Origin of the sequence: Nocardia sp. GTS18 (assembly GCF_013839555.1) — a bacterium.
GTDB lineage: Bacteria > Actinomycetota > Actinomycetes > Mycobacteriales > Mycobacteriaceae > Nocardia > Nocardia rosealba.
Map to the genome: position 1 here is coordinate 539,958 of NZ_JACBIU010000001.1, position 15,076 is coordinate 555,033.

Sequence of the window (15,076 nt, forward strand, 5' to 3'; positions counted from 1 at the left end):
TGCCAGCGGCCGGTCATCGGCTCAATGACCTCCGAGGTCATGGCACCGGGTCGCGCCGGACCGATAGCGTGGCCGAGTGACGCGTTCGATGCAGGAATCCCCCGTCGGCACACTGTTGAGGGATTGGCGGCAGCGACGGCGGCTTAGTCAGTTGGAGCTCGCGCTGGCCGCCGACAGTTCGGCACGGCATCTGTCCTGCGTCGAGACCGGGAAGGCCAAGCCGAGCCGTGCCATGGTGCTCAAACTCTGTGATGTTCTGGAAGTTCCGCTGCGCGAACGCAATACGGTGTTGCTCGCGGGCGGATTCGCTCCGGAGTATCGAGAGAGCAGCCTGGACGACGCCCATCTCGCCGCTGCCCGGGCCGCGCTGGACACCATGCTGACCGCGCACGAACCCTATCCGGCGGTCGCGGTGGACCGGTACTGGAATGTCGTTGCCACCAACCGCGCGATGGGCCTCTTCTCGAACGAGGTCGACGACCAGCTGATGGAGCGCCCCAACGTCTACCGCCTGGCCCTGCACCCCGGCCCGCCCGATGCCGCCACACACATGATCAACCACGGTCAGGTCAGGGAACTCCTGCTCGAACGACTGCTCCGCCAGGTACGGGCGACAGGCGACCCGATCCTGCGCGCACTGTACGACGAGGTCTCCCAATACCCGATCCCGTCGCACACCGAACCCGATCCCAGTGCGCCCACCCCGTTCGCGGTGCCGCTACGCATCGCCACCCCGCTGGGCGAGCTACGCATGTTCAGCACCATGGTCACCTTCGGCGCACCCTCGGATGTGACGCTCGCGGAATTGGCCATCGAATTGTTTTATCCGATGGACGAATTCACTGCGGACACGCTGCGCACCCTCTTCACCGCAGATCCCGCAGCCCACCCCTGAACGCTCGCACCGTGGTTGAGTCCGCCACGCGCGAGAGGCTGGAACCAGAGCCCGCGCTGGACGCCTCGGCGATGCAGGGGCACGGATCCCGAACGTGATCACCACATTCCGGTTCAGCGATAGGTGACCTGTCTGCGCCCCGGGGCACGATGTCGGCATGTCAGGAAATCTCCCAAGCTTGAAAGACACCCTCGTCGCCGGTCTCACGCTCCCGATTACCGACGTCGAGCGAGAAGCTGCGCGCACCCCTCCCTACCCGATACCGGCTGCCGTGGTCCCCGTCCGCGACCGTGTCCTCGAGGAACTCGTCAGCCGCCTCCCGCGTGCAGGAGACGGGCCGCCGACGGTGACTCGCGTGCTGAGCTGGCCTCGGGACTACCGAACCGAGGTACAGATGCTCGCTTGCAGCCACGGTCTCTTCGAATTCGCGGACGCGACTTGCGCATTGATCGCAGTCGACGCACTCACCTCGGATGAGGTCGACAGCATGGCCCCCCTCCTGCCCGAGTCATGCGGGTTTCGTCGGCAGCAGGTGTTGAACCGGATCGCCGCCGGCGATCTGGCCGGCGCTCGTGCGCTCGCCACACGCATAGACGACGGATACGCCTGGCGCGCGTACCGCGACATCGGCTTCGCTCTTGCCGACCGAGGCGATGTCAAAGGCTTCTTCGCCGACTGGAAGCGATACGCGGCCGGGCAGGACCGTGCGGGCATGGCCCTGCTCAAAGAACATCTGATCGCGGGTGTCGCTCGACACCAGGACTGGAACGCGGCGGTGACCGTCGCAGCGAACAAGCGGATCGGACCTAGTTTTGTCTGCCACGCGTTTACCGGATTCGTCGACGCCGCCGACGTCGACGGACTATGGGAGGTGCTGACCGGTGCTGCCCAAGGCCTCCTGCCAGAGCTCGACGAGTTGGCTCTGCTGGCCGCCACGATCCGTCAAGCCACTCCGAACAATCCCGAACGCAACCATCCCCTGCTGGACACCGTCGTGGACCGCCTCATCGCGATCGACCCCACTGCCGACAAGGCCGTCATGCGTGGCCGCGACAGCGAGCTTTTCGCCCTGTGGCCGGCAATCGGCGAACAAACCACCCTCGACCGGGTCCGAAAAGCAGTCCGAACACCTGGCTACAAACGGGAACTCACCACCCTGCCGCGAGAGATGTCGCCCAGCAGGTGACGACTACATCGAACCTGTCCGAGCTGATCGATCATCGACAGTCACGACTTCGCGAGGATGAAGCATTCGGTTCGTCCGGGTCAGGCGTGCAGCGAGGCCCAGAAGTCGATGCGGTGCTCATCGTCGAAGTCGATGTTCTCAGCCCCCTCGGAGGAGAGTCTGCGGACTTCGGTGCCGGCCTTAGACGGCTCCCATCCGCCGTCCGCGTCGGGGTCGCCGGTGCGGGCGAAGGTCGACCAACTCCCGATCATGAGGTCGGCCAGCCGTTCATGGTCTTCGCGCACCGATTCGAAGAACGGGGTGTCGAACAGGAAGGCGCAGTCGACCATATGGTAGGCGTCGAGACCGAAGCCCGGGTGTTCGACGTGGGTGAAGTACGGGGCGTCGGTCACCGACAGCTCGTAGGTGAAGGCCGGTACCCGGTCGCCCAGTGCCGTGCGGGTCCGTACGAGCCCGCTCGCCCACTCGGCGTCGGTGAGTACCCGGCCCAGCGCTTTGACGGGCAGCTCGAACTCGCTGGCCGGGTACTCGGCGGCGATCGCAGCAGCCCGGTCGCCGAAGTTCTCCTGGAGCGCGGCGAAGTAGTCGGCTTCGGTCTCGATACCCAGGGTGGCCGCGTACGGTTGGAGCTCGTCGCTATTGATGCCGTGCAGAATCGGGACGCGGTTGAAATCGCCAGACGCCAGCGCTTGGCCAGTCGGGACGGGCATGACGGAGCCGCCGACAACGGGTTGGACCTCCATCAGCTGGTCGGCCTGGGAAACCACGTCAGCGACATCGGCTTTTCGCAGGCAGGCCGCCATGTCCGTTTCGGAGATATCAGGGCACAGGGTGTCGGCGACAGCGGTCGCGGTCGTCCGGCCGTCTTCGCGGCTCGTCGCCCAGTCGGTGGCGCAGTTCGCGCTCTGCATGATGACCTTGTCGAACAGTCCTGCCGAGTCGGCGGAGGTGAGGTGGGCGCAGGAGTCGTAGCCGCCGCCGCTTTCGCCGAAAAGGGTCACGTTGCCTGCGTCGCCACCGAACGCCGCCGCATTGGAGCGGACCCACCGCAGGGCGGCCCGCTGGTCCTGGAGACCGTAGTCCCCCGAACGGATCTCGCCGTCCGCTCCGTCGAGGGCGGGGTGGGCGAGACTGCCGAACAGGCCCTGGCGGTAGCCGACGGTCACGACCATCACCTCACCCCCGTCGACGAGGCGAGAGGGGTCGTACTGCGCGGCGGCGCCATAAGTGTTGCCGCCGCCGTGGAGCCACACCATGACCGGCAGGTCCACGGCACCCGAGTCGGGGACGTACACATTGAGGTACAGGCAGTCCTCGCTGGTGGAGGGGACACCCGGCATGCCCATCACGGATTCGCCCTGGGCACAGGCGGCCCCGAATTCGACGGCCTCCCTGACACCATCCCACGGCCGGGCATCTTCCGGTGCCGCCCAGCGCAAGTCACCTACTGGTGGGGTGGCGTAGGGGACACCGCGCCAAGAGCGGACACCGACTGAGACCGTGCCTTGGAGCTGTCCGTGGTCGGTGGCGACGAGGGTCGAGGCGGCGGCGGGTACCGGGCTGGTCATGCAGGCAGACAGGAGCACCGCGGCGGTGAAGGTCGGGAGAGCGAAGGCTCGAATTCGCATGATCCGACGGTAGAAACCCACGGCCAGCAAACACATTCGACCCTAGTACTGCAATACCGCAGTCCATCAGGCCGGAGTACGAAGCTCGGATCAGCCGCAAGTACTGACGCCTCGCCATGTTGATGGGCGGGATCTACCTGGCTGCGACGGGTTTTCGCCTTCGCTGGCATCGACTGATCTCCGTAGCCCTGCAACTGCCACCCGACCTCCCCCTCTGACAAAACAAGTGGGCAGCGGCGCGCCCATCAGATCTTCGACCCCTCCCTTGCGTGTCGCCGCTCGCCGTGAACTCGTCATGCCAGCGATGGTCCGCAACTCCTGCCACATGGAGTGTGGAGATCGTGCGACTCACTGGGGTGAGGTCTTGGTTACACCCTCCGTCGGAGCCGCTGCTGAGACGCACGCCCCGGGTGCAGAGTGAGCCCTATCGGGGTGAGCAAGCAGGGGAAATGAGCGATAACGAATTGGGCTTGTTCCTTCGCAGCCGCCGTGCAGCGGTTTCACCAGCCCAAGTCGGACTACCCCTGGCGCCGCGCACTTCCGACCCGTAGGTGCGGCACAACGTATGGATCGTTGTGACTCCGGCACCAGTGCGGCCATCTCGCGCGTGCCCCTGCCTTCTTCGAGGGGTAGGAGTCAACCAGGCCCACCTATCGAGCACGTCAGCGAAACCGGGACGCTGCTACGCGATGGTCTGCATGCTTTGGTTCTGGCATTGTCGAACTTCGAAAGCGATCTGTCGGCAAGTACCTGATCAAGACGGGATCCAGCAGACGATGGAGAATGAGACACACGGATATCGACAGCAGGTAGTCTGATACTAAGGGCGTCCAGGAAGGCTGTCGTATGATGTTCGCGGCGCTGTCAGATCACGACTTTGAACTTGTCCTCGGTGACCTGCTCGGCGCCGAACACGATCGCCAGTACGAAACTTTTGCCCGCGGCGCTGATGGCGGCATCGACTTGCGGCACTCGGGAGCAGCCGGGGTTACCATTGTGCAATGCAAGCACATGGAAGGAAGTACGGTTGCACAGGTACGCAGCGCCGCTAAGAAGGAAGCGGCCCGGTGGGCAAATGCGGGAGAGCAGCGTCCTCACACCTACTACTTTGTAACGTCCAGAGCTCTGACCCCGAGAGCTAAAGACGAATTCGCGAAGACTATTGAAAACGTTGGCAGGGTCGATAACTTCGTTCTCGCGGCCGACGATTTAGCATCACTAATTCGCAAATACCCCCACGTCGAACGTGCGCACATAAAACTATGGTTAAGCAGCGCGGAGCATATCCGAGCCGTCGTTGATGCGGGAATAATTACGCGTTCCGAGTCTGCGGAATCTTCGATAATTGACTCACTACGCCTGTTTGTTCCAACCAGATCTTTCATCGAAGCGCAGGGGCAGTTCTTGAGTGATCGCGTCCTTGTTATCAGCGGCCCGCCCGGAATTGGAAAGTCAACAATTGCAAAAATGTTGGTCGCTGCAGCGATCGCCGATGGTTACAGCCTGAGCGTAATCTCAGAAGATGCCGCTGAGGCAGACCAGGTTTTCGATCACAACGCTCGTCAGATATTCTTTTACGACAACTTTCTGGGAACAAACATACTCAAGGATAGGATATCTAGAAACTCGGACAAGAGGCTTACGTTCTACGAACGTCGCGCTGAAACTCTTATAGTTGCTCTTCGCTGATCGTGGAGCCGCTGTTTGAGGCACACACAGCCCTACCTCGAGTGTCTCCGCCGCGACACCTGCCTCTCCGCGTCGGAGGCGTTCGGGTGGGAGCCAATTTCGATGATCTCCACAAGCACGGTGTGTGGGAGACCACTCCCCTGCGAGGCCTCCGGCAGCTTATCCCTGCGGGGTCATTGCCGGGCTTAACAGATCTCAGCGTGCGACCTGCGAATCGAGGAGGCGGATAGGGTCACTCCAACGAATCGATCCAATCGTTCATGTCGGTCCGTACGACGTCTCCAGCGTAGATGCTGCCGAGGCCTTGTACGTACTGAGAGGTCAGAAGCTTCTGGTTGTGGTCGTTGAGGTTTCCAAAGAAGTCGGAGCCGACAAAGATCGGATTCCGCCATTGACGACCGGCCTCGTGTGCGAGATGCGCAGCGCGGTTCACAACGTCACCCATGTAGATGACCTCATTGATACCGCTTCCGCTGTAACCCGCCTTGATCATGAGCGCACGTCCCCAGTCGGCACCGATGCCGATGCTGATGGGATCAATACCCTTGTTCTTGAAGTGATGATTTAGAAGCTTCTTCAAGGTGTTTGTCTGGGAGGCGATAGCAAAGACGTCGTCGATATGGGACGTGAAAGGCGTGTTGTATACGGCCCACACGCAGTCCCCGACGATGTTCACCTCTCTAACGTGGGAATCCGAGTTGAGCAACGCCACCATCTCAGAGATGAACGCACGGTAGATCTTCGCGAGTGTCGGGCGCTTGTGCTTCTCTGTGAGGGCGGAAGAACCCCGGATGTCGACAAAGAGCGCGGAGCATGTCCCGTAAAAGCCGTTGGTGAAGGTCAGCTTGTCCCGATCGGGCAGCCCGTCGACCTCTTGGAACGTCCCCGACGGCTGGTTCAGAATCTCCTTGATCCGCTCGGAGCTCTTCGAGTAATCGTAGGGCTTGTAGTTGCCGTCCATAGAGTGCCCTTCTATGAGTTGCTAACGCCGACGGTGATAGCAAGTGCCGCAACGACTACACCCGTTGCCAGTGCTGAGCGGATCGCCCACTTGGCGGAGCGGGCCTTGGTCGTAGCGATCTTTGCGTTCGCGTGGACTTGCGCGGAGAGATGCCTAATCAGCTCGGAGTCGTCGCTAGTGAGAGTGCTGAGGACGTCGCTGAACTGCTGCCTTCTGCCCTTGAAGTGGTGGGAGATGCTGCCGAAGTACAGCAGGTTGATTGCCTGCGGATCAGCGTCGCTGTCGTTCACGCGAGGTGTGAGTGTCCATCCGCATAGCGCGCCCGTCAGAAGCAAGAGTGCACAGGCGAGCACGACGAGCAGGTCGAATATCGTCGAGCGGCGGTCGAAGTCCTTGACGAGGTTGAAGACCATCGTGGCTAGCACGCCAGTGAAAGCCAGCGTCACGCCAGCCTTCGCGTCCGCATGCCGAATCCACTCGTTCACCAGCCCGAGCGTTTTCCAAGCATGGTCCGGGTTGAGTGCGGGAGCAACATCGTCATCCTGATCGGTGACCGCTCGGTTGCCGCGCAAGCGACAAGATTTGAACATGGGATGAGGATACTGAGGGGGTCCGACATTCAAGTGCCCCCAAGGCCCTGCACCTCTGCTCAACCACTCACTTTTCTGCGGCCATGATGCGGTCGAAGGTCGAGCACAAACGACAGATTGGCTACGGCCCGGGCGATAGGGAGTGTAGAAGTGACACCACTTACAGGGGTCGGTGTCACCCACTACGTTCGGCTTGAGCAGGCCAGTCGCAATCATTCCGCCGATGTGGTGGATGCGGTCGTCCCCGTCGGACTGTCCTACCGACGAGCGTGAGTATCTCGCCGATCGCGCTTTCACGTTCGTGGCCATATCCGGCTGGCCCACCTAGTAGCCCGTCATCTCCTCACGGTCGGCTCCACCGGCCAACGCCCAAGCTCCCGGTGAGCGGACACCGTGACGCGATCTCCCGACCACCGGGAGCCGGGGCCGCCACGACGGCATGGGACTGGGACGGTCGTGGCGACGTGTTCGCGAGCGTAGGAGGTCATCGGTGACGAGGGCGAGTGTCGGCGTGGCGCTTGGTGCGCGGGTGGTGACGCTGCGGGTTGCGGCGGTGGTCGAGGAGACTGCTGAGGCGCGTTCGTTCGTGTTCGAGGTTCCTGAGGATGTGAAGGAGCGGTTCGGGTATCGGCCCGGTCAGTTCCTCACGCTGCGGATACCCGGGGAGCGGCCGGTGGCGCGGTGTTATTCGTTGGCGAGTTCGCCGTTCACGGGGGAACCGCTCAAGGTGACGGTCAAGCGCACCGATGGTGGGTATGGCTCGAACTGGTTGTGCGACAACGTATCCGCGGGCGACAGCATCGACGTGTTGCCGCCGACCGGCACCTTCACGCCGGCGTCCCTCGACGAGGATCTGCTGCTGTGGGCCGGGGGCAGCGGGATCACGCCGGTGTTGTCGATCTTGGTCTCGGCGCTGGTCGGCGGCCGGGGCAAGGTGGTGTTGTTCTACGCCAACCGTGATCGGGAGTCGGTGATCTTCGATCGGGCGCTTGCCGAACTCGTGCGGCGATACCCGGAGCGGCTCACGGTGACCCATTGGCTGCAGTCCGAACGCGGTCTGCCGGATGCCGGTTCGCTGGCCGACTTCGCCGCGCCGTATGCCACCTACCACTCGTACCTGTGCGGTCCCGCCCCGTTCATGGCCGCGGTGACCGAGGCGCTGGCCGATCGTCCACGAGAGCGGGTGACCAGCGAGGTGTTCGTCTCCCTGTCGGGTGACCCGTTTGCCGAGCCGGTACCCGTCGCCTCCGACGACACAGCCGCTGACGTGGACGTGGAGCTCGACGGCACCGTCCACGCGCTGCGCTGGCCCCGCGACCGGACGCTCGTCGACGTGATGCTCGCTCGCGGACTCGATGTGCCGTACTCGTGCCGGGAAGGTGAATGCGGTTCGTGTGCCTGCACGGTGCTCGACGGCGAGGTCGAGATGGGCAGGACCGGTGTGCTGGACGACGACGACATCGCCGCCGGCTACATCCTCGCTTGTCAGGCGCGCCCGCGCACCGGCACTGTCCACATCCGCTTCTGATCCGGGAGGTGCGCTGTGGCTGTTGATACCGCGCGGGAGTCGGTCGGGTTCGGGTCCGAGCGTGGGCCGGTGCTCGTCTCGCTGATGCTCGCGACCGGGCTCGTCGCCCTCGATTCGACGATCCTGGCCACGGCGGTGCTCGCCATCACCGACAGTCTCGGCGATTTTGCGTTGTTCCCCTGGTTGTTCTCCAGTTATCTACTTGCCCAGGCTGTCACGGTTCCGGTCTACGGCGCGCTGGCCGATACGTTCGGCCGGAAACCGGTGATGCTGTTCGGGATCGCGGTCTTCGCGCTCGGTTCGCTGCTGTGCGGGTTGGCGAGCAGCATGCTCGCGCTGATCGTGTTCCGCGCGGTGCAGGGGCTCGGTGCGGGCGCGATCCAGCCGACGACCATGGTGATCGCGAGCGATCTCTACACCCTGGCCGAACGCGCCACGATCCAGGGTTATCTCGCCGGGGTGTGGGCGGTGGCGTCGGTGACCGGTCCGCTGCTCGGCGGCGTCTTCGCCGACTATCTCGGCTGGCGCTGGATCTTCCTGATCAACCTGCCGCTGGCCGTGCTCGCCGCGTGGATGCTGGTGCGCGGCTTCCACGAAACGGTGCCTCGGCGGCAGTCCCGCATCGACTACGCCGGGGCGGTCCTACTCACCGCCGGTGCGAGTGCGCTGGTGCTCGGCCTGCTCGAAGGTGGTCGCGCCTGGGCGTGGGATTCGCCGACGGGAATCGGCGTGTTCGCCGGAGCCGCACTGCTGCTGACGGTCTTCGCTGTGGTCGAAACCCGTGCGGCACAGCCGATTCTGCCGTTGTGGATCTTCACCCGGCCGGTGGTGCTGGCGAGCACGGTGGCGGCGATGCTCGGTGGTGCGCTGCTGTTCGGGTTCACCACCTATGTGCCGATGTTCAACCAGGGGGTGTTGGGGACCGGCGCGCTGGTCGCCGGGCTGGTCACTGGTGCGCTCACGCTGGGGTGGCCGCTGTCGGCCGCTCAGGCGGGAAAGGTCTACCTGCGCTTCGGTTTCCGGGCCTGCGCGGTATCGGGAGCTTGTGTTGCGATGATCGGGGCGGCCTCGACCTTGCTCATCGATGAGCACTCGACGCTGTGGCAGGTGGCGGCATCGTGTTTCGTTGTCGGTGCGGGGATGGGGCTGGTCGCCACCCCCACGCTCATCGCGGCACAGACCGGCGCAGCCTGGTCGGAGCGGGGTGTGGTCACCTCAGCCGCGCTGTTCGCCCGCTCGCTCGGTAGCGCTGTGGGTGTGGCCGTCTTCGGTGCGATCGTCAACGCTCGGATCGCAGGGTCCACGGCTCCGGAAAAGCTCGCCGGGGCAATACATCTCGTGTTCGTGGCCATCGCCGCGATGACGGTGGTGATGGTCGTGGCCTGCGTGTTCATGCCTCGCCGAGCCGACACCGCGCAGTTGTAGACGTGACTTTCCCAGGATCCGGGAAGACCAGCGAATTTCTTTCCGGCCAGCGGGAAGTGGACCGTTCAGGCGCTCTCCCGCCGAGGAGCATGGGGCGCATGATCACGACGACAAGGACGGAGGCAGCATGCTGAGCCCCACCGTGCGCAGCGAGGTCGCGGACGAATTGGCGCGCGCCGAACAGAATCGGGTGGCCGTGCCGCCGCTGGTCGACCGGTACCCCGGCATCGACGTGGTCGACGCCTACGAGATCCAGTTGCTCAACATCCAGCGCAGGCTGCGTGACGGCGCCCAGGTCGTCGGGCACAAAGTCGGGCTCTCGTCCAAGGCGATGCAACAGATGATGGGCGTCGACGAACCCGACTACGGACACCTGCTGGCCGAAATGGAAGTCTTCGAAGACGTCCCCGTCGACACCTCCCAATACCTACTGCCCCGCGTCGAGGTCGAAGTCGGCTTCGTACTCGGCAAGGACCTGCCCGGCGAAGACTGCACCGAAGCCGACGTGCTGGCCGCGACCGTCGCCTACGCACCCGCGATCGAACTGATCGACTCACGCATCACCGACTGGAAGATCGGGTTGGCCGACACCATCTCCGACAACGCCTCCTCGGCCGGGTTCGTCCTCGGCAAACAACGCGTCGCCCCGGCCGATATCGACATCACCGCCATCGACGCGATCCTGACCCGCAACGGTGAAGTCGTCGCCGAGGGTCGCAGCGACGCGGTCCTCGGTGATCCGGTGATCGCGGTCGCCTGGTTGGCACGCAAGGTCGCCACCTTCGGAGTGCGACTCAAAGCCGGTGACATCGTGCTGCCCGGCTCCTGCACCCGTGCCATCGACGCCCGCCCCGGCGACGACTTCCACGCCGAATTCACCGGACTCGGTTCAGTCCGTTTGCGTTTCGCCTAGTCCGGCACCGCGCTACCTCTCCCCGATGAGTCGGCGCGGAAATCCAGTACTTCGCCGGTTCGCCGGCCCCAACTTCGAGGAGGCTTACCGTGGCCAACGGGAATGTCACTGCCGCGATCGTCGGATCCGGCAATATCAGCACCGATCTGCTCTACAAACTGTTGAGGTCGGAATCCATCGAACCCCGGTGGATGATCGGGATCGACCCGGCCAGTGAAGGGTTGAAGCGGGCTCGTGGGCTCGGCTTGGAGACCTCGGCCGAGGGTGTCGACTGGTTGCTCGCTCAACCGGAGAAGCCAGACCTCGTTTTCGAAGCGACCTCCGCCTATGTGCATCGTGCCGCCGCACCGCGGTATGCCGAATTGGGGATTCGGGCAGTCGATTTGACTCCGGCTGCGGTCGGCCCGGCGGTTGTTCCACCGGTCAATCTCGCATCGTTGGTCGATGCGCCGAACGTCAATATGATCACCTGTGGTGGGCAGGCGACGATTCCGATCGTGGCGGCTGTCTCGCGAGTCGTTCCGGTCGCCTACGCCGAAATCGTGGCCTCGGTGTCGTCGGTGTCGGCCGGACCCGGTACGCGCGCCAATATCGACGAATTCACCAAGACCACCAGCCGTGGTGTCGAAACCATCGGTGGCGCCCAGCGCGGCAAGGCGATCATCATCCTCAACCCGGCCGAACCGCCGACGATCATGCGCGACACCATTTTCTGCGCGATCCCCGACGACGCCGACCACACCGCGATCACCGACTCGATCCACCGCATGGTCGCCGACATCCAGCAGTACGTACCCGGCTACCGGCTTCTGAACGAACCCCAATTCGACGAACCCTCGGTGATCTCCGGAGGCCTGGCGAAAGTATCGGTGTTCGTGGAAGTCGAAGGCGCGGGCGATTTCCTGCCGCCGTACGCCGGCAATCTCGACATCATGACCGCCGCCGCCACCAAGGTCGGCGAAGTCATGGCCGATCAGATACTCGCCGCCCGCGTGTGAGCGCGCATCCCTCCGCCCCGGCCTCGTTAGGAATTCCCATGCCGTACTCCGCTGATCTCGACATCCGTATCACCGACACCTGCCTGCGCGACGGGTCACACCACAAACGTCACCAATTCACCACCACCGAGGTCCGCGATATCGTCGCCGCCCTCGATGGTGCCGGTGTTCCCGTCATCGAAGTCACCCACGGCGACGGACTCGGCGGTTCCTCGTTCAACTACGGATTCTCCAAAACCCCCGAACAAGAACTCATCAAAGCCGCCGCCGAAACCGCCGAGCAGGCCAAGATCGCCTTCCTCATGCTGCCCGGCGTCGGCGTCAAGGAAGACATCAAGATCTCCCAAGACAACGGTGCCTCCATCTGCCGCATCGCCACGCACTGCACCGAAGCCGACGTCTCGATCCAGCATTTCGGCTACGCCCGCGACCTCGGCCTGGAAACCGTCGGATTTCTCATGATGTCGCACACCCAACCCCCTGAGGCGCTGGCGAAACAAGCCCGCATCATGGCCGATGCCGGCTGCGAATGCGTCTACATCGTCGACTCCGCGGGCGCCCTGGTCCTCGAGCAGGTCGCCGACCGTGTGGCCGCCCTGGTCGCCGAACTCGGCACCGACGCCCGGGTCGGCTTCCACGGCCACGAGAACCTCGACCTCGCCGTCGCCAACAGCATCTACGCCATTCGCGCGGGCGCCACCCAGATCGACGGCAGCGCACGCCGCTTCGGTGCGGGGGCGGGCAATACCCCCGTCGAAGCCCTCGTCGGCGTCTGCGACAAACTCGGGATCAAAACCGGCGTCGACTTCTTCGCCATCGCCGACGCCGCCGAAGATGTCGTGCGTCCGGCCATGCCGCAGGAATGCCTCCTGGACCGCCAATCCCTCATGATGGGCTACGCGGGCGTCTACTCCAGCTTCCTCAAACACGCAGAACGCCAAGCCGAACGCTACAACGTCTCCGCCGCCGAAATGCTCGTCCGTGCGGGCGAACGCAAACTCGTCGGCGGGCAGGAAGACCAGCTCATCGACATCGCCCTCGAACTCCACCGTCGAACCACCGCCTAGCCGCACACGATCAGGGCCCGACGGCACTCGAGGTGAGATAGTCCGCGCCGCCGACATACACCGTTCTCCCGTCGGCATCGTCGGACTCGGCCGCAGTCACGATCGCTCGCGCGAAATCCTCGACAGTCGGCAACGGGCCAGCCGCACGGCGTGACGCGACACTGCTCGCGTCACGCCGTTCCAGCAGCCGGACGATGATCGTCCCGTCGATCATGTCGCCGGACACCACAGTGAAACCAACTCCCCGCGAGCGGAATTCGGGAATCAACGCGCGCAGGGCATCCTCACCCGCACGCTTGCTCTGCGCGATCGGTGCGTAACCCGCAGGCACATCGGACTTCTCGTGAATGAAGTGCGCCTGGTGGCTGGTGACGAACACGATGCGTCCACCCGACGGCATCAAAGGCAGCATCGCCTTCGCGAGATCCACCTGCGCGTCCCGATTGAGCCGCAGGGCGTAGCCGGGGTCCGCGTCCCGCTCGAGACCGCCGGAAGCATTGAGCACCAACACATCCAGCCGACCCTGTGTCCGCTGGATATCTGCCGCCATGGCAGCGACATCATCAGGCTCCGACACATCCGCGCCGATCGGTGAGGCGCTACCGCCGGCCGTCAAGATCCGGCGGACGATCCCGACGCCCGCTAGAAACCATGCTGCGCCAGGCGATTCGACCTATGCGGCGACGGTGATCACGATCTTCGCCCTGGCATGTTCGGACTCCATGTAGTCGATGGCTGCGGGAGTCTCGGCCAGGGGATAGATCCGGTCGATGGCCGGGTGAACATTGCCCGACTCGATCAGCTCACGGAGTTCAGTCAGCGACTCCGGGCTCTGCTGAGCCAGCGGGCCGCGGATCGACGGCTTCACGAACGGCCGAGCCAGCCGGCCGAGTGCGAGCAAGCCGACCGGACCGAACACGCTGCCACCGTCGAAATTGCCGCCACCGGACAGAACGAGGGTGCCGGTGGGTTCGACCAGGCGAAGGAGTTCGCGTAGGCCCCGTGTGCCCGCCAGGTCGAGGACGGTGTCGTAGCGGCCGGTTACGGTCTCGCGGGTGTAGTCGAATACGCGCGTGGCGCCGAGTGACCTTGCCGCCTCGACATTGCGGGTACTGCACACCCCGGTGACCTCGGCACCCCTGGCCCCGGCGATCTGGACCGCGAACGTGCCGACTCCGCCGGAGGCACCGATGATCAGCACCCGGTTCCCGGCGGCGATGTGACGCAGGCAGGTCAGGGCGGTGTTGGCGGCCAGCGGTACGGCCGCGGCCTCCTCGAAGCTCAGATTCTTCGGCTTTCGGTCGAGGAGAGCGCGCGGGACCGCGAGGTACTCCGCGAACGCGCCGCTGACCGCCTCCCCGAACACGTCGTCGCCCACCGCCACATCGGTGACCCCGTCGCCCACCGCCTCGACCGTCCCCGCGAAGTCCCCGCCCGGCACCGGATTCGCCGGGCCCTTGCGGCGGAACACCGACCGATCCATCCACCGCGCGATCTTCGGATCTCCCCGCATCACATGCCAATCCCGCGCGTTCACCGACGCCGCACGAACCCGAACCAGCACCTCCCCCGCCCCCGCTTCCGGGCGGCCGACGTCGGCCACCGCCAACATCGCCGACGACCCGTAAATCCGCTGCACGATTGCTTTCACCTCGACAACGCTAGGCGTCACGACCACCCACACACATCGGGGAACGCCCCGAGGTATTCCGGATTCAGAACCCCGTCCCAGCGCCTGCGCGCTTCTGATACAGAAGCGGCTAGCGTGCTTCCGAATGAGAAGCGCACACGGCGGTGACGAGAACGCCGAACCCTCCGCGAAGATCGTGGCCGCGATCGACCTGCTCGGCCAGCGGTGGATGCTGCGCGTGATCTGGGAACTCGAACCCGGCCCCCTCGGCTTCCTCGACCTGCGTCGCCGGATGGGCAATTGCTCCTCGAGCATGCTCTCCGACCGCCTCCAGCAACTGCAGTCCGCAGGCCTGACCCGTAAGAACGGTCCGCGCGGCGCCTACGAACTCACCACCGAGGGTGCCCTCCTAGCCGAGTCTCTCCAGCAGGTCTGGGACTGGGCAGAGGAATGGACACCCAAGGGCGACGGCAATGGCCGAATCCCCTGGCGCCCCACCCGCTAGGACATGGTCGATCACATGTCCAGGATCGTGGCCATGCGAGATTCCAGAAGCGCGACAACTT

General features: G+C 64.4%; 14 protein-coding genes. 9 read left to right on the forward strand and 5 right to left on the reverse strand.

What is annotated here, in order from left to right; all coding sequences use genetic code 11:
* The first annotated feature begins 76 nt into the window (after nucleotides 1–76).
* A complete protein-coding gene (locus HYG95_RS02610) occupies nucleotides 77–895 on the forward strand; it encodes a helix-turn-helix domain-containing protein (protein ID WP_370465652.1) in 819 nt (272 codons plus the stop codon).
* Between the two features lie 487 nt (nucleotides 896–1,382).
* The gene (locus HYG95_RS02615; protein WP_220138933.1) at nucleotides 1,383–2,081 is read left to right on the forward strand and encodes a hypothetical protein; all 699 of its coding nucleotides are present in this window, start codon (nucleotides 1,383–1,385) and stop codon (nucleotides 2,079–2,081) included.
* A gap of 80 nt (nucleotides 2,082–2,161) precedes the next feature.
* On the opposite strand, the gene HYG95_RS02620 is transcribed toward HYG95_RS02615, so the two are convergent.
* Nucleotides 2,162–3,709: a carboxylesterase/lipase family protein gene (locus HYG95_RS02620; RefSeq protein WP_181696379.1), complete on the reverse strand. Its 1,548-nt coding sequence runs from the start codon at nucleotides 3,707–3,709 to the stop codon at nucleotides 2,162–2,164.
* Nucleotides 3,710–4,555: 846 nt separating this feature from the next.
* On the opposite strand from HYG95_RS02620, the gene HYG95_RS02625 reads away from it, so the two are divergent.
* A complete protein-coding gene (locus HYG95_RS02625; protein WP_181696380.1) occupies nucleotides 4,556–5,398 on the forward strand; it encodes a restriction endonuclease in 843 nt (280 codons plus the stop codon).
* A 232-nt stretch (nucleotides 5,399–5,630) separates the two neighbouring features.
* Here HYG95_RS02625 and HYG95_RS02630 read toward each other — a convergent pair whose 3' ends face one another.
* Together HYG95_RS02630 and HYG95_RS02635 are read right to left on the reverse strand one after the other, a co-directional pair.
* The gene (locus HYG95_RS02630; protein WP_181696381.1) at nucleotides 5,631–6,359 is read right to left on the reverse strand and encodes an adenylate/guanylate cyclase domain-containing protein; all 729 of its coding nucleotides are present in this window, start codon (nucleotides 6,357–6,359) and stop codon (nucleotides 5,631–5,633) included.
* An 11-nt stretch (nucleotides 6,360–6,370) separates the two neighbouring features.
* A complete protein-coding gene (locus HYG95_RS02635) occupies nucleotides 6,371–6,949 on the reverse strand; it encodes a Pycsar system effector family protein (RefSeq protein WP_181696382.1) in 579 nt (192 codons plus the stop codon).
* A gap of 490 nt (nucleotides 6,950–7,439) precedes the next feature.
* On the opposite strand from HYG95_RS02635, the gene HYG95_RS02640 reads away from it, so the two are divergent.
* From HYG95_RS02640 to dmpG, 5 genes are all read left to right on the forward strand, one after another.
* A complete protein-coding gene (locus tag HYG95_RS02640) occupies nucleotides 7,440–8,477 on the forward strand; it encodes a 2Fe-2S iron-sulfur cluster-binding protein (RefSeq protein WP_370465653.1) in 1,038 nt (345 codons plus the stop codon).
* A gap of 15 nt (nucleotides 8,478–8,492) precedes the next feature.
* Entirely contained in the window at nucleotides 8,493–9,902 is a 1,410-nt protein-coding gene (locus HYG95_RS02645; protein WP_181696384.1) for an MDR family MFS transporter, read from the forward strand.
* A 127-nt stretch (nucleotides 9,903–10,029) separates the two neighbouring features.
* Entirely contained in the window at nucleotides 10,030–10,815 is a 786-nt protein-coding gene (locus HYG95_RS02650) for a 2-keto-4-pentenoate hydratase (protein WP_181696385.1), read from the forward strand.
* A gap of 89 nt (nucleotides 10,816–10,904) precedes the next feature.
* Nucleotides 10,905–11,813, forward strand: coding sequence for an acetaldehyde dehydrogenase (acetylating) (locus HYG95_RS02655; protein ID WP_181696386.1), 909 nt, complete (start codon nucleotides 10,905–10,907; stop codon nucleotides 11,811–11,813).
* A gap of 38 nt (nucleotides 11,814–11,851) precedes the next feature.
* Nucleotides 11,852–12,880, forward strand: a complete 1,029-nt coding sequence (gene dmpG / locus HYG95_RS02660) for a 4-hydroxy-2-oxovalerate aldolase (RefSeq protein WP_181696387.1) — start codon at nucleotides 11,852–11,854, stop codon at nucleotides 12,878–12,880.
* A 10-nt stretch (nucleotides 12,881–12,890) separates the two neighbouring features.
* Here dmpG and HYG95_RS02665 read toward each other — a convergent pair whose 3' ends face one another.
* Both HYG95_RS02665 and HYG95_RS02670 read right to left on the reverse strand, forming a co-directional pair.
* Entirely contained in the window at nucleotides 12,891–13,511 is a 621-nt protein-coding gene (locus tag HYG95_RS02665) for an SDR family oxidoreductase (RefSeq protein ID WP_181696494.1), read from the reverse strand.
* A 42-nt stretch (nucleotides 13,512–13,553) separates the two neighbouring features.
* Nucleotides 13,554–14,531: an NAD(P)-dependent alcohol dehydrogenase gene (locus HYG95_RS02670; protein ID WP_181696388.1), complete on the reverse strand. Its 978-nt coding sequence runs from the start codon at nucleotides 14,529–14,531 to the stop codon at nucleotides 13,554–13,556.
* Nucleotides 14,532–14,655: 124 nt separating this feature from the next.
* On the opposite strand from HYG95_RS02670, the gene HYG95_RS02675 reads away from it, so the two are divergent.
* Nucleotides 14,656–15,015: a helix-turn-helix domain-containing protein gene (locus HYG95_RS02675; RefSeq protein ID WP_181696389.1), complete on the forward strand. Its 360-nt coding sequence runs from the start codon at nucleotides 14,656–14,658 to the stop codon at nucleotides 15,013–15,015.
* Nucleotides 15,016–15,076 lie beyond the last annotated feature (61 nt).

What these genes read in the sequence shown, in the direction of transcription:
- HYG95_RS02615 (WP_220138933.1), top strand. Translation starts at nt 1,383, where the DNA reads ATGGCCCCCCTCCTGCCCGAGTCATGCGGGTTTCGTCGGCAGCAGGTG.
- HYG95_RS02620 (WP_181696379.1), bottom strand. Translation starts at nt 3,709, where the DNA reads ATGCGAATTCGAGCCTTCGCTCTCCCGACCTTCACCGCCGCGGTGCTC.
- HYG95_RS02625 (WP_181696380.1), top strand. Translation starts at nt 4,556, where the DNA reads ATGATGTTCGCGGCGCTGTCAGATCACGACTTTGAACTTGTCCTCGGT.
- HYG95_RS02630 (WP_181696381.1), bottom strand. Translation starts at nt 6,359, where the DNA reads ATGGACGGCAACTACAAGCCCTACGATTACTCGAAGAGCTCCGAGCGG.
- HYG95_RS02635 (WP_181696382.1), bottom strand. Translation starts at nt 6,949, where the DNA reads ATGTTCAAATCTTGTCGCTTGCGCGGCAACCGAGCGGTCACCGATCAG.
- HYG95_RS02650 (WP_181696385.1), top strand. Translation starts at nt 10,030, where the DNA reads ATGCTGAGCCCCACCGTGCGCAGCGAGGTCGCGGACGAATTGGCGCGC.
- dmpG (WP_181696387.1), top strand. Translation starts at nt 11,852, where the DNA reads ATGCCGTACTCCGCTGATCTCGACATCCGTATCACCGACACCTGCCTG.
- HYG95_RS02675 (WP_181696389.1), top strand. Translation starts at nt 14,656, where the DNA reads ATGAGAAGCGCACACGGCGGTGACGAGAACGCCGAACCCTCCGCGAAG.